Raw genomic sequence first — 24,904 nt, 5'->3', positions numbered from 1 at the left:
GGGATACGACTTCCTGCATAGGTTCTAACCCTAGAGCCAGTATGCCGCATTCTGAAAGCTTGAAAAGGTGCTGATGTGTAATTTATAAATTTGCGAATAGCGAAATGCAAATTTGCAAACCCGACACTTCCAAACAGGCACCCAACGTGGCACCCAAAAAACTCTATGTCGGTAGAAAAATCCGCGAAATCCGCGAAGAGCACAAAGCAACCCAGTCGGGATTTGCCGAACGCCTTGGTATTTCAACGAGTTATTTAAACCAGATTGAGAATAACCAGCGACCAGTTTCCGCTGCCGTTCTGCTGGCACTGGCCGAAAATTTCCAGATCGACATTGGTGCCATTTCTCTTGGGGATAATGACCGGTTGCTATCAGCGGTTTCGGAAGCTCTGGCCGATCCGGTGTTTGATAATTACAAGCCGAACTTGCAGGAACTGAAACTCATCACGCAAAACGCTCCCGGATTGGCGCATGCGCTGGTCGCCTGCCATCAGGCTTACCGGCGCAACAGTGAGCAGCTTGCAAGCCTCGACAACCAGCTTGGGCGTGCGCCGTCGATGGCCGAACTTGCTCCTTATGAGGAAGTGCGGGACTTCTTTCATTTTATCGATAATTACGTGCATGAGATTGATGTAGAAGCAGAAAATCTTGCAAAAAAGCTTGATATTCCCACGCGTGATACCGGTCTTGCCCTGAGCCAATATATGGAAGAAAAGCACCGGGTACGCATTGCCCGTGCCGATCCTGATGAGGCGATCCTGCGCCGGTTCGATCGGCACGCGCGGGTACTTTATCTCAACCCCTATTCAGCGTCTTCGACGCGGCATTTCCAGATCGCCTTCCAGATTGCTGAACTCGAAATGGAAAAGCTCGTCTCGGCCATTGCCAAGCGTACCGATTTCCGCTCGCTGGAAGCGGTCGAGATTGCCAAGATCGGATTGCGCAATTATTTCGCCGGGGCCTTGATGCTGCCCTATCAAAACTTTCTCGACGCAGCCAAAGAACTTCGTCATGATCTCGAACTTCTGGCGGCGCGCTTCGGGGCCAGTCTCGAACAGGTCGCGCACCGGTTGAGCACCTTGCAGCGCTCTGGCCTGCGCGGTGTACCGGTGTTTTTTGCCCGCATCGACCGTGCCGGCAACATCACCAAACGCCACAGCGCCGCAAAACTGCAATTTGCGCGTTATGGCGCAGCGTGTCCGCTCTGGAATGTGCATCAGGCTTTCGAGACGCCGGGGCAGATCATCCGCCAGCTGGCTGAAACACCCGATGGTGCGCGTTATCTGTGTGTCGCAACCGAACTCAGCAAGCGCGACGGCGGTTTTCACGCGCCGCAGCGTCGTTATGCCATTGCGCTGGGCTGTGAAATTACCCACGCGGCCGATTTCGTCTATGCGGACGGTCTCGATATCGCCGCCCGGTCCGCTTTCGATGCGATCGGGGTTTCATGCCGGATTTGTGAGCGCGCCGAATGCGTACAGCGCGCTGTGCCGCCGTTGAAAAGCCGTTTGTCGGTCAATCACAACCGGCGCGGGATATTGCCCTATCAGTTGCTGTAATCAAAACCCTGAATGGGTTTTTAGAAACTCGGCTTCTTCGTGTGTTGTGTCGCGTCCGAGCACCGCGTTGCGATGCGGAAATCGGCCGAACTGTGCGATGATGTCATGATGTTGATGCGCAAAATCAAGAGCATTTGTATCGCCGAGCTTTTCATAAAGGTCCAGCGCACGCTTTTGATCATTGAGGCTTTCACTGTGCATGAACGGCAGATACAAAAACTGCCGCTGGTCTGGTGCCAGCTCTCGGTCGAAGTCATGATCAAGCGCCTGAATCGCCACATCGCGCGCCAGCCCGTCGCTCTCGAAGGAGCGCGGCGAGCCGCGAAACAGATTGCGTGGAAACTGGTCGAAAACAATGGTCAGAGCAAGCGCGCTGTTTGCCTGCTGTTTCCACTCTTCGAGCTTGTCCAGGCGGGCGTCTTCATAAAGCGGCAGGAATTTTTCACGGATTTCCGAGTCTATTGCGTCGCTTTTTTCAAACCATTTTCCACGCATTTTTGGAGAAAACCAGAAATCGAGAATGGTGTTGGGCTGGATTGTCATGGTCTTAGCTTTCGCGTCACGGGGTTGGCCTATCCGGTTGCGGGCAGGGCGTCTCGCCTTTGAAATTGCGCGATGCGCAAGCAAAACGATCAAAACCCTTGCCTGCATTCATCGCCGCTTTGCCCGCGCCGCCACAACCGGCGACAACACAAAGTGTGAGCAGCAACACAAGGGTCTTGATCATGATGGGTCTTCTTTTCGCTTCATGGGGCCAAGATAGGGGCGAACCCATCCAGCGGCAAGAGCGTATCTAGCCGCGTCCGCGATAATTGGGAACATCCTGTGCCGGAATCCAGACGTCCTGCGGTGCGTCGCCGGTCTGGTAGAAGACGTCGATCGGAATGCCGCCGCGCGGGTACCAGTAGCCGCCGATCCGCAGCCATTCAGGATCAAGCAGTTCGACCAGCCGCTTGCCTATTGTCACCGTGCAATCTTCATGGAACGCACCGTGATTGCGGAAAGAAAACAGGAAAAGCTTGAGCGATTTGCTTTCCACCAGCCATTCGCCGGGAACGTAGTCGATCACCAGATGCGCGAAATCCGGCTGGCCGGTCATCGGGCAAAGTGAAGTGAATTCGGGCGCGGTAAAACGCACACAATAGGGCGTTCCGGCTTGCGGGTTCTGGACCTTTTCCAGAACTGCGTCCTCGGGAGACTGGGGAATGCGGCTCTCCGAGCCAAGCTGTTTCAGATCGGAATAAATCGTCTTTTCTGACATTTAAGCGCCTTTTTGAACGTCATGGCGCAGCCAGTGCAAAGCACAAGTATTGTGTGCTTGTCCTTGTTTTATCCGGGTAGGCTGCGACCGGTGGCATAATTGCCGTAACCTCGATCTAACAGCCCTGAGACAAGGCGTAAAGACATAAAAGAAAGCCCGCGCAGGGGGCTTTGCGCGAGCTTTCTCTGGGCGACCGTGAGATCGGTTAACGACGATCCGAAATCGCGCAGCCGATGGCCACCCCGATAAGAACACCAAGAATACCAGCCGTGCCGAACAGCGTCGTAGCGGTTCCGGGATTTTCACGAATGGTTTCTGCTACCACCTGTCCATGGTCGCGTACAGCCTGTGCTGTATGTCGTAGACGGCCCTGCGCATCCTCGTAAGCGTCTTCGGTACGATTGCGCAAATCACTTGCCAAATCACCGGATTGGGAGGAGAGAGATTTGGTGATACGCTTTAATTCGCCGCGTAGATCTGCGACTTGCTGCTCAAGAGCTTTCTGAATGTCATTGTCGGCCATGTGTCGTCTCCGTTAACTAACACCATTATAATGCCGCAAGAATTATTTGGTTCCATTTCAGTGCGAAAATATATGTTGCCGCCCCTTCGCAGTAATGGGGCAAACAGATTTATCTGAATGCTCATACGTGGTTTGATCAATAGCTTGGATCACCGCGGCAACAATGCGCAAGAAACACTTGATGGTGCCGGCCGCTTTATTCGCCCATACTATCTTGCGTATCATCCTGCCGGACGTCACCGCAACGGGCGTACATGCGCTCTGTGATGGTATTCTTCAGATCATTTGCAAACGGCAATTCATAATGCGCGATGACATCCACGCCCATGCACCACTTAATATCTTTCGGTGAAAGTCCGTAATTGGTTTCCAGAAAAGCCAAAGCGTAATCATAGCCTTCCTCGCAGTTTTCAGTCGTGCAGAAATTGCCATCGTGGGCGAGTTGGCGAACAGAGCTTTCTCCGATTTTGATCACAATCGGTTCGATAGCAAAGGGGGCAGCGCCACAAATGGCAATAATACCCAGTCCTATCAAAGTGTATTTAATCGATCGCCGCATGAGCATCCGTCATTCTTCATTTTGATGCGGCTATAACGCATGATTGGCGGTGGGATGGCAAGGCTGGCTGGTCCAGTTGATTGTGTGAAATAAGCGGTTCTATATTGACTTTTACGTAAAAGCGGTTGCAAAACAATCAACAACTTGTAGCAAGGTGATATCCGGGAATAGATGGTGACGCGCGAATATTATACGATTACCGAATTAACACGCGAATTCGGGATCTCCACCCGTACTTTACGGTTTTATGAAGATGAAGGCCTGATCGCGCCTGTGCGCAGAGGGCGGACGCGTCTTTTCCGGCCTTCGGACCGTCAGCTTCTCAAGCAGATTCTGCGTGGCAAGCGGCTCGGATTCTCGATCGCCGAAATACATGAGATCATTCAGATGTATCGTGAGCCGCCCGGTGAAACCGGTCAGTTGACGCTGCTCATGAAACGCGTGGAAGAAAAGCGCGCTGACCTGCGTCAGAAACGCCGCGACATCGACGAGACGGTCGGTGAACTCGACCAGATCGAAGAGGCTTGCATCGAGCGCCTGGCGGAGCTCGGTGTTACTACCTGATTGATTACGGCAGCGAGTCCGGCACGGGCGAACATATTTGCGTTATAGCCTGCACGGTCGTGTTGTTGTCCTGATCGGCTTTGCCGTGCAAGACATCATCAAACAGATCGGCTTTATTAAGCTCATTAACCACGCAGCCGCAGAACTGGCGGCAGAGCGGCTCGCTTCCGGTCGGCAGGCAACTGGCAACACAGGACTCTATAAAAGGTCCGCGCTGGTCTGGCGGTGACACAAGCGAAAAGACATAGACCAGAGAGATGAGCACCGGCTGGTGGATCAGGTAGAAGGCCAGACTGTGACGGCCAATGAAGCTGAGCGGCTTTTGCAGAAAAACGGGTTTGATGCCGCCTGAAAGCAGGTTGAGCCAGCCATAGCGCTCTGCAAAACGAGCGACCGCGATACCTGTGAGTACCGCCCCGAACCATGGAAATAGTGGCACATAATCGTTTGAGCGGAAAGTTAGCGTCGAGAGGCCGACGAAGCGCAAAGCCGGATAATTGAAAATATCTGCGCGCGCATAGAGTGGCGCTGAAATGACGAGAGCCGCTATAATCAGTGTTAGAAGTGGCGGCAGGCGCAGGAATAAAAGCCCCAGCACGCTTGCCAGCGCGATTTGATGCAGGATGCCGAAGAAGATGAAACTTTCCTGCGACATGTAATAAGTAATGGCGGAGATGGCCGTAGCCGCCACGCCGATCTGCAACAAGCGTTTGCCCATCGGTTGCCATCTAATGCCACGGCCATGCGCCAAAACCAGACTGAAACCGACCAGAAACAGGAAACTTGACGCGATGCAGCGGGCAAACAGTTTCCAGCCGCCTTGTGCCGTCGTTGCAGGGGCCATATAGCCGAAATATTCAAGATCCCAGCCAAAATGATAAACCGCCATGGCAACAAGTGCCACACCGCGTGCGATATCCAGACGCCCAAGACGCGAGCGTTTTGGCATTTCCCCACGAAGATGGGCTTCTGTCTGGGCCATTGTGTTTCCTGTTCTCGAATCGTCGGGTTCGAGCTGACGTTTCTAACACAGGCGTTTGAAAGGCTGTAGTATCGTGAAAGCACGGCGTTTGAGCCATCTTGGCGTAACGTTCGCCTCGTGGCGGGAAGCCAACAGGGATATGCGCCTGCTGCAACCCAGATGCCACATTTTTGCCAACCCTATAAAGCCATCGTTAAGGATGTCTAATTTCAACCCATTGAAAAATAATGCATAATATAAGCTACCCATTTAGTGAGCATCAGACCTGCCGCATTTTGGCCTTTTTTCGACGTTGCACTCGGTGGACCCGGCGGTTATATGAGGGCAACGGCGATAGGATAAAAAACGGTGTCGCTGAACAGATACAATAAGGTTGTCAAAAATATCCATGGATGAAACTGTTGAAAAATCCTGCTGGGGTGTGACGCTCCGGGCAGTTATCGGTCTCTTTGCTGTTATTTTGCTCGCTTATCTTTTTCTCATTTAATCAGTAATTTCTTTATTGGATGCCGGATCAACTGGCTTGATCCGGCGCTTCAGCGCAATTTAGCGTATTCCGGTGATTTGATGCCGCTTTTCGGCAATCGCTTGGTGTTGGTCGTTCCTTACACTATCTGATATAAAGCTGCTTGTTATAGCTGAATGCTTGACGCTGGTGGTTTTCCCTGTTTTGGAAAACGGGCAGGCTGGTGATGGTGTAAAATGTTTCTTTCGGTTTTCGATCTCTTCAAGATTGGTATCGGGCCTTCCAGTTCGCACACGATGGGCCCGATGACGGCTGCGCATATGTTTCTGGATGAGATTGCAGGTGGCAACTGGCCGCGTCCTGCTCACTCCAGGATCGTTCGTTTGAAAGCCAGCCTGCATGGATCACTCGCCTATACGGGCGTGGGCCATGCGACCGACCGTGCGGTCATTCTCGGTCTTTGCGGCTATCTGCCCGATACGATCGATCCCGACATCATGGATGCAGAGGTCGAAAAGGTTGTTGCAACCCGAAGAATAGCGCCACAGGGTCATCCAACCTATCAGTTCGACCCCAAAACCGATCTCGTGCTTGATCGCAAGACCCCTTTGCCGGGCCATGCCAATGGTATGGCTTTTTGCGCTTATGACCGCGATGATAATCTGCTTTTGCGTCGTGCCTATTTCTCCATCGGCGGTGGCTTTGTCGTCACGGAAGAAGAATTGAGCCGCGTGCAACGCAGCGGCGCGAAAGCCGATGACAAGGCGGATGTGCCTTATCCGTTCCGCAACGCGGCTGAAATGCTCACCATGGCGCAGACGAGTGGTCTTACGATTGCCGAGATGAAGCGCGCCAATGAAGAAAAACACATGCCGCGTACTGAACTCAATGCGGGATTGGATCATGTATGGGGTGCGATGCGCGGCTGCATCGAACGTGGTCTGAACCGCGAAGGTATCATGCCGGGCGGTCTAAATGTGCGTCGTCGTGCGCGTCAGTTGCACGACAAGCTTCAGGACGACTGGCGTAACAATCGCAGTAATCCACTGCTCGCCAATGACTGGCTCTCGGTCTACGCTATGGCGGTCAATGAGGAAAACGCTTCCGGGGGCAGGGTGGTGACGGCCCCCACCAACGGCGCTGCGGGCGTGGTTCCGGCGGTGCTGCGCTATTATCTGCATTTCCATGACGATGCCGATGAGAAAGGTATCCGTGACTTTCTGCTGACTTCCGCGGCGATCGGCGGCGTGATCAAGCATAATGCCTCGATTTCAGGGGCTGAAGTTGGCTGCCAGGGCGAGGTGGGGTCAGCGTCTGCGATGGCGGCAGCTGGACTTGCGGCGGTTCTCGGCGGTTCTCCCGCACAGATCGAAAATGCCGCTGAAATAGCACTTGAACATCATTTGGGCATGACCTGCGATCCGGTTGCAGGCCTGGTGCAGGTTCCGTGTATCGAGCGCAATGCGCTCGGCGCGGTCAAGGCGGTGACGGCGGCGTCACTTGCGGTTAAGGGCGACGGCAATCATTTCGTACCGCTTGACGCCTGTATCGAAACCATGCGCCAGACCGGCCATGATATGAGCGAGCGCTACAAGGAAACCAGTCAGGCGGGGCTCGCCGTCAATGTCGTGGCCTGCTGATATTGGGTGATAGTTGCTCTTCATGCTTGAAGACGGCAAAAGTCCGGTTTAAACCGCCTGCATGGCTCTCAATCTCGTCAAGCTTTGTGTCGGCTGCGATAGTATCGAAGATCTCGCCGCCTGGATCGATTTTCGCCTTGCTGAACAGCGGGGCGCCGGTCTTGTGCCGGAACAGACCCATACCACGCGCATGGTGCCAAAACGCATAGATGAGTTGCTGGACGGTGGCTCGCTTTATTGGGTGATCAAGGGCAATGTACAGTGCCGCCAGCGCCTTGTGGACATCAGGCCTTTCACCGACACTGCGGGCATCAATCGTTGTCATTTCGTGCTGGAGCCCAAAATCGTACCAACGCATTGGCAACCACGCCGCGCCTTTCAGGGTTGGCGTTATCTTGCGGATAATGAAGCACCGCAGGACGAAGCAACGGGCAAAGCGGGCAGGGCAGCCCTTCCTGTAGAATTGCGCCAGGAGCTTGCCGCTCTCGGGCTTCTTTAAAAATTGACCTGAAATAAAAAGCCCGCCGAAAGGCGGGTTTTTGAATGCTGAATATAATTCAGCGCGGAATGGTCAGGCGCACACTGATCTTGTTGGAAGTCACCGGCAGGCGCATGCGCATACAGGCCTTGGGTTGTGAAAGCCGTCTGTTGCGGACGGCGTGGCCCATTAAAAGCCCGACCAGGTCGCCGGTATTAAAACCTTTCCCGCGTCGCACATCGGCAATTTTCAGCGCTGCCTGCTTGAGTGTCTGGACTGAAAACAGGCTGCTTAACGCTGAAGCGCGGCCGGTCTGTGAAGGCCAGGCTTCGTTTGTGAAAGGCGATTGCACCAAATTGTCTTTCATATTCGACATCTCGAAACCCTCTACACTACTCATCCGGGTTTGAAGCTGTGCGCGAAAAATCTCCCGCACGACGATCAATTGGCAACGGCGTAGCAGCCGAAATTTTTCTTTTTCAGTGATGCGCAGGCATCCCATGCAGCCTGTTTGGAGGCGAAGCCTGTGAAGCGTGCACGATGATAGCTGGCGTTGCCCTTATTGAACATTTCAGTATAGGGCGAGGCGCTGGCGAGTGCGTTGCCTGCCGACGCGGATGCCTTGTTGAGCATTTCAAGGGCCTGCCCCTGGCTCGGCAGCGAGCCGATCTGGATGGCCCAGTTGCCTGATGCTGGAGCAGAGGCAGTTGTCACAGGATCGACATTGCCTGCATTGGCAGACGGAACGGCTGCCTTGGGAGTGGGGCGCAGCGCCTTTTGTGCAGCGAATGCAGTCGGGCGGGGGGTAGGTGCTGCCAGAGCCAGAACCTGCGGCTGATCGACATCGCCTTCTCCAGCTTCATTATTGATAGCGTCTTCAATGGATACGCTCTGACGCGCAACCGGAACGGGCGCATTCTGTGCAGTGGGTAGATCGATTGAGGCCACGACCTGCGGTGCGTTGCCAACAGCGACAATGAGTGCATCCGAACTGCGGCCACGCTTGGCCTGCGGAAGATACTTGGCGATCAACTGCGTCATGTGCGCGTCGCGGCTGGCGCCGGTATTGCCACCCATGACGACGGCGACGATGCGGCGTCCGCCGGAATTGACCGACGAGACGAGGTTGAAACCGGAAGCGTTGGTGTAACCGGTCTTGATGCCATCGACGCCTGCGACATGTCCGAGAAGCTTGTTATGGCCGCGGATGGTCTGGCCGCGATAGACAAAGCTGCGTTGGGAGAAATAGCCGAATTCGCGCGGAAAATGCTGACGCAGGGCCATGCCCAGAAGAGCCATGTCGCGCGCAGTCGAGCGCTGCGAGGCATTGGGGAGGCCGGAGGCGTTGCGGAAGGTGGTGCTACGCATGCCAAGACGGCGTGCCTTCGCAGTCATCATCTGTGCAAAACGCTCTTCCGAGCCGCCCAGATACTCACCGGTGGCAGCTGCAACATCGTTCGCGGATTTGGTGATCAGGGCCAGAATGGCATCTTCGACGCGAATGCTTTGCCCCGGACGGAAACCGATCTTTGTCGGCGGACGCGAGCGTGCATATGCAGAGACCGGAATAAGTGTGTTTTTATTGACGCGACCGGACTGCATGGCTTCAAACAGCATATAGAGCGTCATCATCTTGGTGAGGGACGCGGGATAACGCTGCGCATCGGCGCTTGAGGCGAAAAGCGTTTTGCCGGTATTCGCATCCACGACGATTGCTGCATATTTATCGGGGGCAGCGATAGCCGGGATCGTGGTGGAAGCTGTCGAGCACCCCGTCACGGTGGCGAGAAGCAGGGTTGCTTGTGCCGCTTTTTTCAGGGCATATGCGACTTTACTGAATGCGCTACGCACGATGATGACCTACCTGTATTCCGATTTTTTTTGCTGCGGCAAGAAGGGCACACAGCGGCCTAATTCGGACATCTTACTGTCATCAGCGTTACCAATCCGTTTATGGTAAGCGCGTTGTTCATGATTTTTCTAAAAAAGTTTCAGCCCAATTTGTGCGATCACGGAGTTATGAGAAGGCCGCGTCGAAGCGCTGGACTGCGCACAACCCCTTATGGACCGCAGGATTTAATTGTGGTGGCCGGTGTTGTTGCAATAAGTCTCTGTTGCAAGTGGTGATGAAGGGCTTAAAATCATCAAGGCGAGACCTACATATCAGGCATGTAGGAAAGCGATGCACGGCTTGCAGATACCCGGTTGCGGGGCGGGACGTGCAGGTAAAGATAAAGATCGTGAAGCGCATCACCCGCTCATCAGGAGCAGGGCGTGTTTCCCGGCTATTCGGACAAGGGTTTCATGCGGCAAGTTATTCCACTTATGCAAGGCAAGAGTGATGATGAAAGCAACGGTTCCGACAACGGGACCGTCGTGGTCACGCGAACCGAGCGCAAGGTCAAGAAGCCCAGCCTCTATCGTGTCCTTCTGCTCAATGACGACTACACCCCCATGGAGTTCGTCATTCATGTCCTGCAGCGGTTTTTTCAGAAAAACCTCGACGATGCCACGCGCATCATGCTGCATGTTCACAATCATGGTGTCGGCGAATGTGGTATATTTACTTATGAGGTCGCCGAGACCAAAGTGAGCCAGGTCATGGATTTCGCACGCCAGAACCAGCATCCGCTGCAATGCGTGATGGAGAAAAAGTGAGGTCATATGCCATCGTTCTCTCCCAGCCTTGAAAGGGTTCTGCACCAGGCCCTCACGATCGCAAACGAGCGGCACCACGAATATGCCACGCTCGAACATCTTCTGCTTGCCTTGATTGATGATCAGGATGCAGGGGCCGTGATGCGCGCCTGTAATGTCGATCTCGACCATCTCAGACGTATCGTGACTGATTATATCGACCGCGAACTGGATAATCTCGTTACTGGCTATGACGAGGATTCCAAGCCGACGGCGGCTTTCCAGCGCGTCATTCAACGCGCGGTCATCCATGTCCAGTCTTCCAACCGCGAGGAAGTGACCGGCGCAAACGTGCTCGTCGCCATTTTTGCCGAACGCGAAAGCCATGCTGCCTATTTCCTTCAGGAACAGCAGATGACGCGCTATGATGCGGTCAATTATATCTCGCACGGCATTTCCAAGCGTGCGCAAGGCAGTGAACCGCGCAGCCCGAGCGGTGCGGAAAGCCCGGCCGAGGAACGCACCACCAGTGAGCAGGAAGAAGCACCAAAGAAAAAGCAGGACGCGCTGACCGCCTATTGCGTCAACCTGAATGAGAAGGCCCGGACGGGCCGCATCGATCCGTTGATTGGCCGTGACAGCGAAATCAGCCGCACCATTCAGGTTCTTTGCCGTCGCTCCAAGAACAATCCACTTTATGTTGGTGATCCAGGTGTGGGCAAGACGGCAATTGCGGAAGGGCTTGCCAAGCGCATCGTCGAAGGCGATGTGCCCGAAGCACTTGGCGATGCGACGATCTTTTCGCTCGATATGGGTACGCTTCTGGCCGGAACCCGTTATCGCGGTGATTTCGAGGAGCGGCTGAAACAGATCGTCAAGGAACTGGAGGATTTTCCAGGTGCAGTTCTTTTTATCGATGAAATCCATACGGTAATCGGAGCGGGGGCGACCTCGGGCGGAGCAATGGATGCGTCCAACCTGCTCAAGCCTGCACTTTCGTCGGGTGCCATCCGCTGCATCGGTTCGACCACCTATAAGGAATATCGCCAGTTCTTCGAGAAGGACCGGGCACTGGTACGCCGTTTCCAGAAGATCGACGTCAACGAACCCTCGATCCCGGATACCATCGAAATCATGAAGGGCCTCAAACCCTATTTCGAGGATTTCCATAAGGTCAAATATACAGTCGATGCTATCAAGTCGGCGGTCGAACTCTCCGCGCGCTATATTTCAGATCGCAAATTGCCGGACAAGGCTATCGACGTGATCGATGAAACTGGCGCCAGCCAGATGCTGTTGCCGCAAAACAAGCGCAAGAAGACTATTGGCGTGAAGGAAATCGAAGCGACAATAGCCACCATGGCGCGCATCCCGCCTAAATCAGTGTCCAAGGATGACGAGGTCGTGCTCTCACATCTCGATGCTGAGTTGAAGCGCGTGGTGTATGGGCAGGATCTGGCAATCGAAGCGCTCTCTGCCTCGATCAAGCTGGCACGCGCAGGTCTTCGTGAACCGGATAAGCCAATCGGATCTTACCTTTTCTCCGGTCCGACCGGTGTGGGCAAGACGGAAGTTGCCAAGCAACTTGCCTCCTCGCTTGGCGTCGAGCTCTTACGCTTTGATATGTCCGAATATATGGAGCGTCATACCGTTTCGCGCTTGATTGGCGCGCCTCCCGGCTATGTTGGATTCGATCAGGGCGGGCTTCTGACCGATGGCGTCGACCAGCATCCGCATTGCGTATTGCTGCTTGACGAAATCGAGAAAGCGCATCCCGACCTCTACAATATTCTGTTGCAGGTCATGGATCATGGTTCGCTCACCGATCATAACGGCAAGAAGATCGATTTCCGCAATGTGATCCTGATCATGACCACCAATGCCGGTGCGTCGGATATGGCGCGGGCGGCAATCGGCTTCGGCTCAACGCGTCGTGAAGGCGACGATATGGAAGCGATCAACCGGTTGTTCACACCGGAATTCCGCAACCGTCTCGATGCGATCATTCCGTTCGGTCCGCTGCCGGTGCCTGTCATTCATCAGGTCGTGCAGAAATTCGTCATCCAGCTTGAAGCACAGCTTGCCGAACGGGGCGTGACTTTCGAGCTGACCGAGGCTGCCATCGCCTGGCTTGCAGAAAAGGGCTATGATGAACAGATGGGCGCGCGTCCGCTTGGACGTGTCATTCAGGAGCACATCAAGAAGCCGCTGGCCGATGAGGTTCTGTTCGGCAAACTCAAACATGGTGGCACGGTGCGTGTCGACGTGGTGACCAAACCGGATGGCAAGACCGGTCTTGGGCTGGAAAGCGTGTCTGATAAACCGGTCAAGCCGAAGCAGGATATTCCGCCGGAGAAAAAGGTTTCTCCACGGCGTAAATCGCCGCCCAAAAAAGCGGAAAAGGAAAAGGCGCTGGCTGGTAGCGACGAGCCGGAATCAAAGCCTGCCGCGAAGTCGGGTGCTGCCAAGGCTTCATCCGGTAATAGTGCCAGCAAATCCTCGGTACCGAAGGTGCCGCGAAAGAAATAACGAGAAATGGCCCTTTCCCCGGAAGGGGCCATTTTTTATGGTCCGTTGTTCAGAGTGTATTTCCATTTGATTGAATTAGATCGGTACTCTAGCTCCCTTCATTCTAAGCGTAATCTCGCCGAACCTCGTTTCACTCCGATAAGTGTTACGTTTTAAATAGCGGCGGACGCCTCACGTTTTTGAATAAAATGTTTTAATCTCACCCCCATGCCCGCGACTCAATTTTCTCAGCCAGAAACGAATTCAACGCAGAAAAACCAGCATTTGCGCTGGTTTGCTCGTGGATGCTCGCGCATCGTCAGTATCCCGGCGCTTCTGCTGATGAGTTCCTTTGTCGGATTTGCAGGACTCGCTATTGAAAGCGGTATTTCGGTGTGGCAAGCCGTGTTCATGACACTGACCATCTGGGCTCTGCCGGCCAAGGTGGTGCTGATCGGCGCCATCAGTGCCGGGGTGTCGATCCCCGCAGCAGCTCTTGCTGTGGGGCTGTCATCGGTGCGCCTCATGCCGATGGTCGTGTCGCTCCTACCTGAACTCAAAGGCCCAAATACGCGCAAGTGGACGCTCGCGGCTCTTTGCCATTTCGTTGCGGTGACCGCATGGGTGATGGCGATGGAGGAGTTGAATAAAATTCCGCGCGATATGCGTACCAGCTATTTCTTCGGGGTCGGAAGCGTTCTGGTCTTAACCAATGCGCTGGTAGTGGTCGTCGTCTATTTTCTTTCGGGGTCATTCCCGCCGGTGGTTTTTGCTGCGCTTTTCATGCTGACGCCGATGTATTTTTTAACCTCGCTCTGGCGCTCGGCCCGCGAACGGGCAGGACAGATCGCTATGGTGTCCGGCCTGCTGTTGTTCCCGCTGTTTCATTTTCTTGCCCCCGGCTATGATCTTTTGATGACCGGCATTGTCGGCGGTTTGCTTGCCTTTGGCTATCATCGTCGGGGCAATGGCGCGAAGGAGAAGACGACATGATGTGGACCAGCTTTTCCGACTGGTGGTGGCCGTTCGTCTTTATTCTGTTGGCAGGCGCGCTGCCCACCTATTTCTTCCGCGTCATGGGCGTGGTGGTCGGTGCGCGGGTGCGCGAGGATTCGCAAGCTCTGGTGCTGGTGCGTTGCATTGCAACCGCGCTGGTAGCAGGTGTCATTGCCCAGCTTATTCTTTATCCCAACGGGGCACTGGCCGATTCACCGCTCTGGTTGCGAGTGGGGTCGGCCAGTGCGGGATTTGCCGCCTATCTGGTTGCCGGAAAGCGCCTGATTGTTGGCATTCTGGTCGCGGAAATCCTGCTGGTATCTGGTCTTCTCTATCTTTGATAGTTCATAATATCAAAGTTCTGCGCGAATCTTCTGCGCATTTGATTCAAGAATAGCAGCGTCTTCCATCTGTCCGCTATGGGGCTGTAGCGCCACACCTTCAAAACGAGGAATGACATGGAAATGTAGATGAAAAACGCTCTGGCCGGCGGGTGCTTCATTGAACTGCATGATGGTGACGCCATCTGCACTAAAAGCCTTCTTCACGGCCTGCGCGATCTTCTGCACGGCCTGAATAGTTTCGGCCAATACCTCCGGTTCCGCATCGAGCAGGTTACGCGATGGCGCTTTGGGTACGACGAGCGTGTGTCCTTTGCCCTGCGGCATCACATCCATGAAGGCGATGACGTGGTCGTTCTCGTAAACATGTGTCGAGGGAATCTCGCCGCGCAGGATTTTTGCAAAAATATTGTTGTCGTCATAGGTGGCGGACATGTGATTTCTCCAGTTTATTGATGTCTGAAAGGTATGTGTTCTTCCAACGCGTCCTGTATCTGCTCGACCTCGCGGCGCTCATGCTCGAGATAGTCGCGCACCGCCTTGCGAAACCCTTCATGCGCGATGTAATGGGCTGAATGGGTGGTAACCGGCACATAACCACGCGCCAGTTTGTGCTCGCCTTGCGCACCGGCTTCCACGACCTTCAACCCCCGATCAATCGCAAATTCGATCGCCTGATGATAGCAGACCTCGAAATGCAGGAATGGGTGGTCTTCGATACAGCCCCAATGGCGCCCGAAAAGCCTATCGCCGCCGATGAAATTAATGGCACCGGCAATATAGCGGCCTTCGCGCCGCGCCATGACCAGCAGAATATTTTCGGCCATGCTTTCGCTGATCAGCGAATAGAATTTTCGGTTAAGGTAGGGGCGACCCCATTTGCGGCTGCCTGTTTCCATGTAGAAGGTGAAGAAGTCATCCCATGCGGCTTCAGTCAGGCTCTTGCCGGTTAGCCAGTCGATTTCTATGCCGTCCGAAAGCGCTTCGCGGCGCTCTTTTCTAAGCGCCTTGCGTTTGCGCGAGACAAGTTCGTTCAAAAAGTCATCATATGATGAAAAGCCATTGTTTATAAAGTGAAACTGTTGATCTGTTCTGTGTAAAAATCCCACTTTCTCAAAAGCTGGAATTTCATCTGGTAAAGCAAAAGTCACATGGGCGGATGAAATATGGCTCTGATCGGTCAATTGCCTGAGGCCGCTGGCGAGTGCCAGCCGTACGGCCTGCGGATCAAAGTCGATATGGTTCAAGAGGCGTGGACCAGTGGCCGGTGTGAACGGTATTGCGGCCTGAAATTTAGGGTAATAACGTCCGCCTGCGCGCTCGAAAGCATCGGCCCACCCATGGTCGAAAACATATTCGCCCTGACTGTGACTTTTGAGATAATTGGGAACAGCGCCTACCAGATTACCGTGCTTGTCTTCAAGGCGCAGATGTTGCGGCAGCCAACCTGACTGGCGCGACACAGAGCCGGATTCTTCCAATGCGGACAGGAAGGCGTGCGTGATAAAGGGATTGTAGGCGCTATCCTGCCGGGATGTCCCGGCAAGCTCGCTCCATTGGCTTTCCGAAAAGTCGCCGATGCTTTCGACGACGCGGAGAATGAAACCCTGTTCCTCTTCCCGATTTTCGTCGCTCACCGATTGTCCTCTCGTCAGGCCGTCTTGCTGCGCGGATCAAAACCCTCGAAGGTGATCTGATCCACATTGAGATCGCTGTGCCTTTGCATCTCTTTATCGCGCACCGTCCAGCTGATTACCGGCATTTGCAGTTTTTGCTGCACAAAACCGACAAAGCGGTTCGGCAGATGATGCACATTATAGGATACGAATGAAATGCCATGCGCGAGCATGGAAAAATGCGCTTCCATATCCTTGTCACTGGTGCCTTCTGCCGTAAGGCCACCAGCGATGCCCGGCGCATCGCTGGTAAAACGCCGGATCAGGTGATGATCGAACGACATGATGGCGACTTCGCCCTTATAGGTCGCAAGCGCGTTGGCGACCGCTACAACCAGCCCGTCGTCGCGACCTTCGATCCCTTTGAGTTCTATAACGATAGGAACGCGGCCAGCTACCAGATCGAGCATTTGACGCAAAGTCGGCACCTTATCTGCGGTGCCGCCAATTGAAAGGGTTGTGGCTTCTGCCAGCTTCAGATTACTCATACGGCCTTCGCGCCCCGTGAGACGCTGGAGGTCGTGATCGTGAAAGACGACCACTTGCCTGTCTTTCGTCAGATGCACATCGCATTCGATGGCGAAATCCTGAGCAATTGCCGCATCAAAAGCTGAAAGCGTGTTTTCCCAGCAAATTTTGTTGCCGTCGTGCAGCCCGCGATGGGCAATCGGGCGTTTTTTGAGCCAGTCAATTGCGGCCATATCAGGCAACCTCGATGATCGCTTCCACTTCGACCGGTGCGTTGAACGGCAGGCTCGCCACGCCGACAGCGGAACGTGCATGCTTGCCAGCATCGCCCAGAACTTCGACGAAAAGATCGGATGCACCATTGGCCACCAGATGTTGTTCGACAAAACCCGGTGTGGAGGCAACAAAAACGGTGATTTTGACGATGCGCTTGATGCGGGCGAGGTCGCCCAATGCGGCCTTTGCCTGTGCGAGCACATTGATCGCGCAGGCGCGTGCGGCAGCCTGCCCATGCGAGACGGTGAGTGCGTCGCCGATCTGTCCGGTATGAATGAGCTTGCCGTTTTCGAGCGGCAATTGGCCTGAGGTCAGCAAAAGCTTGTCGGATTGCGCGAAGGGTACATAGTTGGCAGCAGGGGCTGCTGCTTCCGGCAGGGATATGCCCAGATTATTCAGGCGGCTTTCAATCGTTTCGGTCATTGCATTAATCCTTGCTTATAAAGGGGCTTATAAAGGGCCGTCATCGTCCAACTATAGACAGAATCGGTGGAGCTTTTGAGAAAGGTGCGATTTTTGCCTCGCTTCCGCCACGAGTTTTTTTATCATGCGCCTCAATTCATCGGGAGACTCATATATGCGTTTTTTCAGGCCAGCTTTCGGAATTGCAGCAGCAGCCTGTGTCTGGGGCGGACTTTCGGGCGTCGCACTTGCGGCGTCAACCGTCTCACTGGTGCCGCATCGCGCCGTTTATGACCTGACGCTTGATCGCGCAGACGAAAAATCGGGCATAACCGGGCTGACCGGTCGTATGGTCTATGAATTCAACGGCTCGGCTTGCGAAGGCTATACAACGAATTTTCGTTTTGTGACGCGCATCGACATGGAAGAACAGCCACAGCGCGTGACGGATCAACAGACCACGACCTTTGAAGGTGGCGACGGCAAAGACTTCCGCTTCGTCAACAAGACATTTGTCGACAAGGAACTGATCAAGGAAGTGCGCGGCGATGCGAAGCTTGATGGCGGCAAGACCATTGTCGACATTACCAAGCCCAAAGAAAACAAGATCGATCTGCGCGGCACGCAGTTCCCCACCAAGCATATGGAGGAACTGATCGGCAAGGCGGAGGCGGGCGAGAAATTCTACGAGACAACGCTTTATGATGCATCCGAGGATGCTGACCGCGTGGTTGCAACCACGGTAGTCGTTGGAAAAGCGTACGATGCATCCGATGACGAAAGCCGTGCCATGGGCAAGCTTTCCAAGGATCCTGTGTGGCCGGTGACGATTGCTTATTATGATGACAAGGAACAGCAGGATGGCTTGCCGATCTATCGCATCAATTTCAAACTCTACCGTAACGGCATTACCCGCACCCTGAATATGGACTACGGAGACTTTTCCGTGAATGGAAAGCTGGTAAAGCTTGATGTTTTCGATAAATCTCAACAGAACGTGCCCTGCAAGTAAGCTGTACGACTTGCAATTGATGGCGCGATGGGTTAACAGCGCGCCTATTCCACACACGGGATTGGGCTTTTGTCGGGAGAAATCCGGCAAGCGCCTCCGGTGGCGAGCAATCGCCTCAGCCCGTGGAGGTTAAACCGGAAAAGGAAATTAAGATGGCATTGCCTGAATTCAGCATGCGCCAGCTTCTGGAAGCTGGTGTTCACTTCGGCCACCAGACCCACCGCTGGAACCCGAAGATGGCGCCTTTTATTTATGGCGCTCGCAACAACATTCACATCATGGACCTGTCGCAGAGCGTTCCGCTGCTGCACAACGCGCTGAAGGTTGTCTCTGACACCGTTGCTCGCGGCGGTCGTGTTCTGTTCGTCGGCACCAAGCGTCAGGCTTCGGATATCATCGCCGATGCAGCCACTCGTTCGGCCCAGTATTTCGTCAATGCCCGCTGGCTCGGCGGCATGATGACCAACTGGAAGACGATCTCCAATTCGATTCAGCGTCTGCGTAAGCTCGATGAAATCCTCTCCAGCGATGCGCAGGGTTATTCGAAGAAGGAACGCCTGACTCTGGAACGCGAGCGTGAAAAGCTTAATCGCGCGCTCGGCGGTATCAAGGACATGGGTTCGGTTCCTGATCTTATCTTTATCATCGACACCAACAAGGAAGCTATTGCTATCCAGGAAGCCAAGCGTCTTGGCATTCCGGTTGTTGCTGTAATCGATTCGAACTGCGACCCAGACCAGATCGACTATCCGATCCCGGGCAATGATGACGCTGCACGCGCTATCGCACTTTATTGCGACCTGATTGCACGCGCCGCCATTGACGGTATCGCGCGCCAGCAGGGCGCTATGGGTATCGACATCGGCGCACAGGCCGAAACCCCGGTGGAGCCTGCTCTCGAAGCACCTGCTGAAGGCGCTTAAAGCTGTATGATTTCATCCATCCGTCATATCGTTGATAGGGCGGGTGGATAATCTTGTTTCATCCCGGTGCGAGAGTGTGATTCTGAAATACGCATTTTGGAGTGACCTTGCTGTTTTGTTGAACAGGCGCCGGTTCAAAGTTGGCACACCCTTTGGTGTGCCTTCGCTTTCGTGAAAGGCGACACAATGAGCATTACCGCATCTCAGGTTAAAGAACTCCGCGAACTTACCGGCGCTGGCATGATGGACTGCAAGGCAGCTCTTGCCGAAACCAATGGCGACATTGAAGCCGCTGTCGACTGGCTGCGTGCCAAGGGCATGGCCAAGGCCGACAAGAAGGCTGGCCGCACGGCTGCCGAAGGTCTGGTTGGCGTTGCAACTTCCGGCAACAAGGCTGTTGTCGTCGAAGTCAACTCCGAAACCGACTTCGTTGCCCGTAACGAAGCTTTCCAGGAACTGGTTCGCAAGATTGCTGATGCAGCGCTGACCACCGATGGCTCGAGCGAAGCCGTTGCTGACGCCAATGTCGATGGCAAGTCTGTGACCCAGGCTGCAAAAGACGCTGTTGCAACCATTGGCGAAAACATCAGCTTCCGTCGCGCGGCAGCCCTTGAAGTCTCGCAGGGCGCTGTTGCCACTTACGTTCACAACGGCGTTGCCGACGGTCTTGGCAAGCTCGGCGTTCTGGTTGCCATCGAAACCGCAGGTGATGCGGAAGCCGCCCGTGCATTCGGCCGTCAGGTTGCCATGCACGTAGCAGCAATCAATCCTCTGGCTCTGACCGCTGAAGATGTCGACCCGGCAGCTGCCGAACGTGAAAAGTCGATCTTCATCGAGCAGGCTCGCGAATCCGGCAAGCCGGACAACATCATCGAAAAGATGATTGAAGGCCGTATGCGCAAGTTCTACGAGGAAGTCGTTCTTCTGTCGCAGTCTTTCGTCATCAACCCGGACCTGACGGTTGCAGCAGCGCTCAAAGATGCTGAAAAGTCTATCGGAGCTCCGGCAAAGATTACGGCTTTTGCCCGTGTCGCTCTGGGCGAAGGCATCGAAAAAGAAGAAAGCGATTTCGCTGCTGAAGTGGCTGCTGCTGTCAAGAGCTAACGCGTTCTAAAATCATATTTGCCTGAAAAGGCTTTTGATTACGAAGGGCATCGCGTGACAACGCGATGCCCTTCGTGTATCGGAACCCAGCATCCTGTTTTAATCTAGCGTTGGAGAAACTTTCATGTCCGGCAAGCCCGCCTATAAGCGCGTCCTTTTGAAAGCCTCCGGTGAAGCGTTAATGGGTAGTCAGGGTTTTGGCATTGATGTGTCGGTTGCCGACCGTATTGCTGGTGATATCAAACAGGCCCGCGCGCTTGGCGTCGAGGTGGGCGTTGTAATCGGCGGCGGCAATATTTTTCGGGGGGTAGCGGTCGCTTCCAAAGGCGGCGATCGGGTAACGGGCGACCATATGGGAATGCTTGCGACCGTTATTAATTCGCTGGCTCTGCGCACTTCTCTCAACAAGATTGGCGTCGATGCTGTCGTGCTTTCTGCCATAGCAATGCCTGAAATCTGCGAGAGTTTCTCGCAACGCAAGGCAACGGCCTATATGGATGAAGGCAAAGTGGTGATTTTTGCGGGCGGTACGGGCAATCCGTTCTTTACGACCGATACGGCAGCAGCGTTGCGCGCAGCCGAGATCGGCGCGGATGCGCTTCTGAAAGGCACCCAGGTGGACGGTATCTATTCTGCCGATCCCAAGAAGGACCCCACTGCGACGCGTTTTGACCGATTGACGCATGTCGAGGTGCTGGAGCGAGGGCTTGCGGTGATGGATACTGCGGCGGTTGCCCTTGCGCGTGAGAACAACATTCCGATAATAGTCTATTCAATTCATGACAACGGCGGCTTGGCCGGCATTCTGCAAGGCAAGGGGCGCTGCACGATCGTTTCGGACAGGTGATCAAGACAACGAACGTGTGGGCATGAAAACACCCCTGTTACGCAATCAAGGAGAAGATGCATGAGCGATGTTTTTGACATCAACGACCTCAAGCGACGCATGGAAGGTGCGGTCAGTGCGCTAAAACACGATCTTGGTGGGCTTCGCACCGGACGTGCTTCCGCAAGCCTGCTCGAACCCATCACTATCGAAGCCTATGGTTCGACGATGCCGATCAATCAGGTCGCCAATATTACCGTGCCGGAATCACGCATGCTGTCGGTTTCGGTGTGGGACAAGACCATGGTTGGTGCTGTCGAGCGTGCGATCCGCGATTCCGGTCTGGGTCTGAACCCGATTACCGACGGTATGACGCTGCGTATTCCGTTACCTGAACTCAATGAACAGCGCCGCAAGGAGCTGGTCAAGATCGCCCATCAATATGCCGAGCAGGGCCGCATTGCTGCCCGCCATGTGCGCCGCGACGGTATGGACACGCTGAAAAAGCTGGAGAAAGATAGCGAGATCAGTCAGGATGAAAGCCGGATCCAGTCGGAAAAGGTCCAGAAGCTCACCGACGATACCATCGCGGAAATGGACAAGATCGTTGCGGTGAAGGAAGGAGAGATCATGCAGGTTTAAGCCTGCATGGTTTCCATAAGGAGAGCCGCTTGATGTCGGATCCGCGCCATATCGCCATCATCATGGATGGCAACGGCCGTTGGGCGAAAGCGCGTGGACTTCCGCGCAGCGCAGGCCATCGCGCCGGCGTCGAGGCTTTGCGTGAGACGGTTAAGGCGGCGGGCGAGCGAGGCTTGAGCTATCTCACGCTTTTTGCATTTTCCTCCGAAAACTGGTCGCGCCCCAGTGGCGAGGTCAGCGATCTCCTGGGCTTGCTCAAGCTGTTCATTCGTCGGGATCTGGCTGAACTGCATCGCAACAATGTAAAGGTGAGTATTATCGGTGAGCGTGAAGGGCTGGCGGATGATATCCGCAGCCTCCTTGCCGAAGCAGAAGTGCTTACCCGCCAGAACACCGGCCTCAATCTGGTGATCGCCTTTAATTACGGTTCGCGTGATGAAATCGCGCGCGCAGTGAAAAGCCTTGCATGTGATGTTGCTTCAGGCCGTCTTGATCCGTCTTCCATTTCCGCTGATCTGATCTCGGCCAATCTCGATACCGCAGGTATTCCCGATCCAGACCTCATCATTCGCACCAGTGGTGAAATGCGTCTCTCCAATTTCCTGCTCTGGCAGGCGGCTTATGCGGAATTCCTGTTCCTGCCCGGGCATTGGCCCGATTTTCGTGCGGGTGATCTCGAAGCCGCTTACGAGGTGTTCCGCCAGCGCGAGCGTCGCTTTGGCGGTGTAGAGGTGTGTACCAGTCTCGAAGATTGTGACGAAAGCAGTCGGGCGATAGGACAATAATGTGCGCAGGTTCTTACGCTGTTTCATTTCCTTGCCGCTCTGTTCCACGGTCCCACACGTCATGACGCGCGTCAGGTCGAAAGGTCGCAATGTCTAATCTGCAAATCCGTATCATCACGGCGATCGTACTGGGGATAGCCGCTTTATGGCTGACCTGGGTCGGGGGATTGGGCTTTACGCTTTTTTCCATCGCGATCGGTCTTGCGATGTTTTATGAGTGGCTTGGCCTGACGGCTTCGCGTCAGACGCTGTTTTCACGGTTGTTCGGGTGGGTATGGCTGATTGGCGTCAGTGTGCTGCTCATTCTAGACAATGGTGCGCTACTGACAATCGGAGCGCTTGTGCTGGGAAGCGTGATCCTGCTTGCCACGCAATGGAAGGCTGGCCGGGCATGGCCCGCGGCAGGGCTTTTCTACGCAGGGTTTTCAGCGGTTTCGCTGTCGCTTCTGCGTGGTGACGAACCGTTTGGCTTTACGGCGATCATCTTTCTGTTCGCAGTCGTCTGGGCTACCGATATCGGGGCCTATTTCAACGGACGGGCTTTGGGCGGGCCAAAACTTGCGCCACGGTTTTCGCCCAACAAGACGTGGTCAGGCGCAATAGGTGGGACGGCTGCGGCAATAGCTGGCGGTATTCTCGTGGCATCATTGGTAGCGACGCCGGGCGGATTGATGGTGCCGGTGCTGGCTTTGGTGCTGTCTGTTGTCTCGCAGATCGGCGATCTTGCCGAATCATGGGTCAAGCGACGGTTTGGGGCCAAAGATTCGGGCAAGCTCTTGCCCGGACATGGCGGTGTTCTGGATCGCGTTGACGGGCTTGTTGCGGCAGCTGCACTGCTTTATATTTTCGGGGCACTGGTGGCTGAGCCGGATGTGCCGTCTGCAATCTTTTTCAGTTTCTGAGCCAGTAGGGAGTTAGTATTTTGCAGGAGGCTCTGGCCTTTTTATTCGGCAGCGACAGTCTGCTCGTTGGCACCCTTATTCCGTTTCTTTTTGTGTTGCTGGTCGTCGTGTTCGTGCATGAAATGGGGCATTACCTCGTTGCGCGATGGTGCGGCATTGGCGCTCAGGCTTTTTCAGTCGGCTTTGGACCGGAGCTTATAGGCTTTACCGACCGGCATGGAACGCGCTGGAAGCTCTCAGCCATTCCTTTGGGCGGCTATGTGAAATTCATTGGCGATGAAAGCCAAACAAGTTCTCCGGTTGGCGTTGATAACAGTCGCTTGAGCGAGGAAGATCACAACCGGGCGTTCCATACCCGGTCGGTCTGGCGGCGTGCTGCCACGGTTTTTGCAGGCCCCGCTTTCAACATTATCCTGACCATTGCTATTTTCAGCGTGTTCTTCGCGCTTTATGGGCGGCAGGTTGCCGATCCGCTGATCGCGGCTGTGCAGCCGGGCGGTCCGGCGGCTGAAGCCGGATTTACGCCGGGCGACCGCTTTGTTGTCGTGGAAGGGCAAAAAATTACTACCTTTGCCGATGTGCAACGCATCGTTTCCGGTCGTGCCGGAGATAAGTTGCATTTTACGGTCGAGCGCGATGGCAAGATGGTTGACCTCGAGGCCACGCCGTTGGTACGCGAAATGGAAGACCCGCTGGGTAACAAGATCAAGTTCGGTGCCATCGGCGTGGAAACCACGCAGGCGGTGGGTAATTTCCGCCGCATTGAATATGGCCCGCTGGAATCCGTCGGGCAGGCGGTGCGCGAAACCGGACACATCATTGTGCGCACCGGCGAGTTTTTCAAACGCTTTGCCTTTGGTCGCGAGGACAAATGCCAGCTGGGTGGTCCAGTGAAAATCGCCAATATGGCAAGTCAGGCCGCGAAACAGGGCTTTGACTGGTTGATCCAGTTGACGGCCATGCTTTCAATCGGCATTGGCTTGCTCAATCTGTTTCCGCTGCCGCCATTGGATGGGGGACATCTGGTCTTTTATGCCGTGGAAGCAATAAAGGGCAGTCCCGTTTCGGTCGCAGCGCAAGATATTTTTTATCGCGTCGGGTTTTTGTTTGTCATTGGATTTATGGGGTTCGTGCTTTTCAACGACGTCTTTGCCTGCTAGACAAATGACCAACTGTTGAAGGCAACGAACTTGAGAGTGAGCCGGGCCGGGTTTTCAGGCTGACTGGCTGCAATGAGTCGGCACCTTGTCCCTGTTCAAGGGGCGAGTGTTAAACAGAAGTGAAATTTGGGAGTAAGAACTGGAAAAGTGAAACGGTTTGTTTACCATAACGCATAATTCGCGTGGCATGGATGCCACGCTTGTTGCTGAAGTA

General features: G+C 54.6%; 28 protein-coding genes. 16 read left to right on the top strand and 12 right to left on the bottom strand.

What is annotated here, in order from left to right; translation table 11 throughout:
* Positions 1–146: 146 nt before the first annotated feature.
* A complete protein-coding gene (locus AAIB41_RS05025; protein ID WP_343314670.1) occupies positions 147–1,559 on the top strand; it encodes an XRE family transcriptional regulator in 1,413 nt (470 codons plus the stop codon).
* Here AAIB41_RS05025 and AAIB41_RS05020 read toward each other — a convergent pair whose 3' ends face one another.
* From AAIB41_RS05020 to AAIB41_RS05000, 5 genes are all read right to left on the bottom strand, one after another.
* Positions 1,560–2,102: a DUF924 family protein gene (locus AAIB41_RS05020; protein ID WP_343314524.1), complete on the bottom strand. Its 543-nt coding sequence runs from the start codon at positions 2,100–2,102 to the stop codon at positions 1,560–1,562.
* A 16-nt stretch (positions 2,103–2,118) separates the two neighbouring features.
* A complete protein-coding gene (locus AAIB41_RS05015) occupies positions 2,119–2,286 on the bottom strand; it encodes a hypothetical protein (protein ID WP_343314822.1) in 168 nt (55 codons plus the stop codon).
* A gap of 66 nt (positions 2,287–2,352) precedes the next feature.
* Complete coding sequence (gene queF / locus AAIB41_RS05010) at positions 2,353–2,820, bottom strand: preQ(1) synthase (protein WP_343314522.1); 468 nt, start codon at positions 2,818–2,820, stop codon at positions 2,353–2,355.
* Positions 2,821–3,025: 205 nt separating this feature from the next.
* Positions 3,026–3,343 (bottom strand): hypothetical protein, encoded by a 318-nt coding sequence (locus AAIB41_RS05005; RefSeq protein WP_343314521.1) that lies wholly within the window; start codon positions 3,341–3,343, stop codon positions 3,026–3,028.
* Positions 3,344–3,539: 196 nt separating this feature from the next.
* Positions 3,540–3,902, bottom strand: a complete 363-nt coding sequence (locus AAIB41_RS05000) for a hypothetical protein (protein ID WP_343314669.1) — start codon at positions 3,900–3,902, stop codon at positions 3,540–3,542.
* Positions 3,903–4,073: 171 nt separating this feature from the next.
* On the opposite strand from AAIB41_RS05000, the gene AAIB41_RS04995 reads away from it, so the two are divergent.
* A complete protein-coding gene (locus AAIB41_RS04995; protein ID WP_343314519.1) occupies positions 4,074–4,466 on the top strand; it encodes a MerR family DNA-binding transcriptional regulator in 393 nt (130 codons plus the stop codon).
* Positions 4,467–4,470: 4 nt separating this feature from the next.
* On the opposite strand, the gene AAIB41_RS04990 is transcribed toward AAIB41_RS04995, so the two are convergent.
* On the bottom strand, positions 4,471–5,415 hold the full coding sequence (locus AAIB41_RS04990) for a DUF1624 domain-containing protein (protein WP_343314668.1): 945 nt from the start codon (positions 5,413–5,415) through the stop codon (positions 4,471–4,473).
* 735 nt (positions 5,416–6,150) lie between these two features.
* On the opposite strand from AAIB41_RS04990, the gene AAIB41_RS04985 reads away from it, so the two are divergent.
* On the top strand, positions 6,151–7,554 hold the full coding sequence (locus AAIB41_RS04985; RefSeq protein WP_343314518.1) for an L-serine ammonia-lyase: 1,404 nt from the start codon (positions 6,151–6,153) through the stop codon (positions 7,552–7,554).
* Between the two features lie 61 nt (positions 7,555–7,615).
* Complete coding sequence (locus tag AAIB41_RS04980; RefSeq protein ID WP_343314516.1) at positions 7,616–8,053, top strand: DUF1489 family protein; 438 nt, start codon at positions 7,616–7,618, stop codon at positions 8,051–8,053.
* A 58-nt stretch (positions 8,054–8,111) separates the two neighbouring features.
* On the opposite strand, the gene AAIB41_RS04975 is transcribed toward AAIB41_RS04980, so the two are convergent.
* Both AAIB41_RS04975 and AAIB41_RS04970 read right to left on the bottom strand, forming a co-directional pair.
* Positions 8,112–8,399 (bottom strand): hypothetical protein, encoded by a 288-nt coding sequence (locus AAIB41_RS04975; RefSeq protein WP_343314515.1) that lies wholly within the window; start codon positions 8,397–8,399, stop codon positions 8,112–8,114.
* Between the two features lie 74 nt (positions 8,400–8,473).
* On the bottom strand, positions 8,474–9,883 hold the full coding sequence (locus AAIB41_RS04970) for an SPOR domain-containing protein (RefSeq protein ID WP_343314514.1): 1,410 nt from the start codon (positions 9,881–9,883) through the stop codon (positions 8,474–8,476).
* 453 nt (positions 9,884–10,336) lie between these two features.
* On the opposite strand from AAIB41_RS04970, the gene clpS reads away from it, so the two are divergent.
* The 4 genes from clpS to AAIB41_RS04950 all read left to right on the top strand — a co-directional run bounded on the left by clpS (position 10,337) and on the right by AAIB41_RS04950 (position 14,514).
* Positions 10,337–10,690 (top strand): ATP-dependent Clp protease adapter ClpS, encoded by a 354-nt coding sequence (gene clpS / locus AAIB41_RS04965; protein WP_343314513.1) that lies wholly within the window; start codon positions 10,337–10,339, stop codon positions 10,688–10,690.
* 6 nt (positions 10,691–10,696) lie between these two features.
* Complete coding sequence (clpA, locus tag AAIB41_RS04960) at positions 10,697–13,198, top strand: ATP-dependent Clp protease ATP-binding subunit ClpA (RefSeq protein ID WP_343314512.1); 2,502 nt, start codon at positions 10,697–10,699, stop codon at positions 13,196–13,198.
* A gap of 321 nt (positions 13,199–13,519) precedes the next feature.
* Entirely contained in the window at positions 13,520–14,170 is a 651-nt protein-coding gene (locus AAIB41_RS04955) for an AzlC family ABC transporter permease (protein ID WP_343314667.1), read from the top strand.
* A complete protein-coding gene (locus AAIB41_RS04950) occupies positions 14,167–14,514 on the top strand; it encodes an AzlD domain-containing protein (protein ID WP_343314511.1) in 348 nt (115 codons plus the stop codon). The genes AAIB41_RS04955 and AAIB41_RS04950 overlap by 4 nt, the downstream gene beginning before the upstream one ends.
* 12 nt (positions 14,515–14,526) lie before the next feature.
* Here AAIB41_RS04950 and AAIB41_RS04945 read toward each other — a convergent pair whose 3' ends face one another.
* The 4 genes from AAIB41_RS04945 to AAIB41_RS04930 are packed head-to-tail and all read right to left on the bottom strand — an operon-like array spanning position 14,527 to position 17,357.
* Entirely contained in the window at positions 14,527–14,949 is a 423-nt protein-coding gene (locus AAIB41_RS04945) for an HIT family protein (RefSeq protein ID WP_343314509.1), read from the bottom strand.
* A 14-nt stretch (positions 14,950–14,963) separates the two neighbouring features.
* Positions 14,964–16,151, bottom strand: a complete 1,188-nt coding sequence (locus AAIB41_RS04940; RefSeq protein WP_343314508.1) for a GNAT family N-acetyltransferase — start codon at positions 16,149–16,151, stop codon at positions 14,964–14,966.
* Between the two features lie 14 nt (positions 16,152–16,165).
* Positions 16,166–16,891, bottom strand: coding sequence for a glycerophosphodiester phosphodiesterase (locus AAIB41_RS04935; protein WP_343314507.1), 726 nt, complete (start codon positions 16,889–16,891; stop codon positions 16,166–16,168).
* A 1-nt stretch (position 16,892) separates the two neighbouring features.
* The gene (locus AAIB41_RS04930) at positions 16,893–17,357 is read right to left on the bottom strand and encodes a RidA family protein (protein ID WP_343314506.1); all 465 of its coding nucleotides are present in this window, start codon (positions 17,355–17,357) and stop codon (positions 16,893–16,895) included.
* Between the two features lie 154 nt (positions 17,358–17,511).
* Here AAIB41_RS04930 and eipB point away from each other — a divergent pair, with 154 nt between their 5' ends.
* The 8 genes from eipB (at position 17,512) to rseP (ending at position 24,690) form a co-directional block, all read left to right on the top strand.
* A complete protein-coding gene (eipB, locus tag AAIB41_RS04925; RefSeq protein WP_343314505.1) occupies positions 17,512–18,348 on the top strand; it encodes a cell envelope integrity protein EipB in 837 nt (278 codons plus the stop codon).
* 152 nt (positions 18,349–18,500) lie between these two features.
* Entirely contained in the window at positions 18,501–19,271 is a 771-nt protein-coding gene (gene rpsB / locus AAIB41_RS04920; RefSeq protein ID WP_343314504.1) for a 30S ribosomal protein S2, read from the top strand.
* A gap of 186 nt (positions 19,272–19,457) precedes the next feature.
* Positions 19,458–20,375, top strand: a complete 918-nt coding sequence (gene tsf, locus AAIB41_RS04915) for a translation elongation factor Ts (protein ID WP_343314503.1) — start codon at positions 19,458–19,460, stop codon at positions 20,373–20,375.
* 124 nt (positions 20,376–20,499) lie between these two features.
* Positions 20,500–21,222 (top strand): UMP kinase, encoded by a 723-nt coding sequence (pyrH, locus tag AAIB41_RS04910; protein ID WP_343314502.1) that lies wholly within the window; start codon positions 20,500–20,502, stop codon positions 21,220–21,222.
* 60 nt (positions 21,223–21,282) lie between these two features.
* Positions 21,283–21,843: a ribosome recycling factor gene (gene frr / locus AAIB41_RS04905; RefSeq protein ID WP_343314501.1), complete on the top strand. Its 561-nt coding sequence runs from the start codon at positions 21,283–21,285 to the stop codon at positions 21,841–21,843.
* Between the two features lie 29 nt (positions 21,844–21,872).
* Positions 21,873–22,628 carry an isoprenyl transferase gene (locus AAIB41_RS04900; RefSeq protein WP_343314500.1) on the top strand — a complete coding sequence of 252 codons (756 nt, stop codon included), beginning with the start codon at positions 21,873–21,875 and terminating at the stop codon, positions 22,626–22,628.
* 89 nt (positions 22,629–22,717) lie between these two features.
* On the top strand, positions 22,718–23,530 hold the full coding sequence (locus AAIB41_RS04895) for a phosphatidate cytidylyltransferase (RefSeq protein ID WP_343314499.1): 813 nt from the start codon (positions 22,718–22,720) through the stop codon (positions 23,528–23,530).
* Between the two features lie 20 nt (positions 23,531–23,550).
* Entirely contained in the window at positions 23,551–24,690 is a 1,140-nt protein-coding gene (gene rseP / locus AAIB41_RS04890; RefSeq protein ID WP_343314498.1) for an RIP metalloprotease RseP, read from the top strand.
* Positions 24,691–24,904: the final 214 nt, after the last annotated feature.

This window comes from Brucella sp. BE17 (assembly GCF_039545455.1).
Classification (GTDB): Bacteria; Pseudomonadota; Alphaproteobacteria; order Rhizobiales; family Rhizobiaceae; genus Brucella.
Note: the sequence above shows the minus strand (reverse complement) of the source record. Positions and strands in the feature narration are given on the sequence as shown.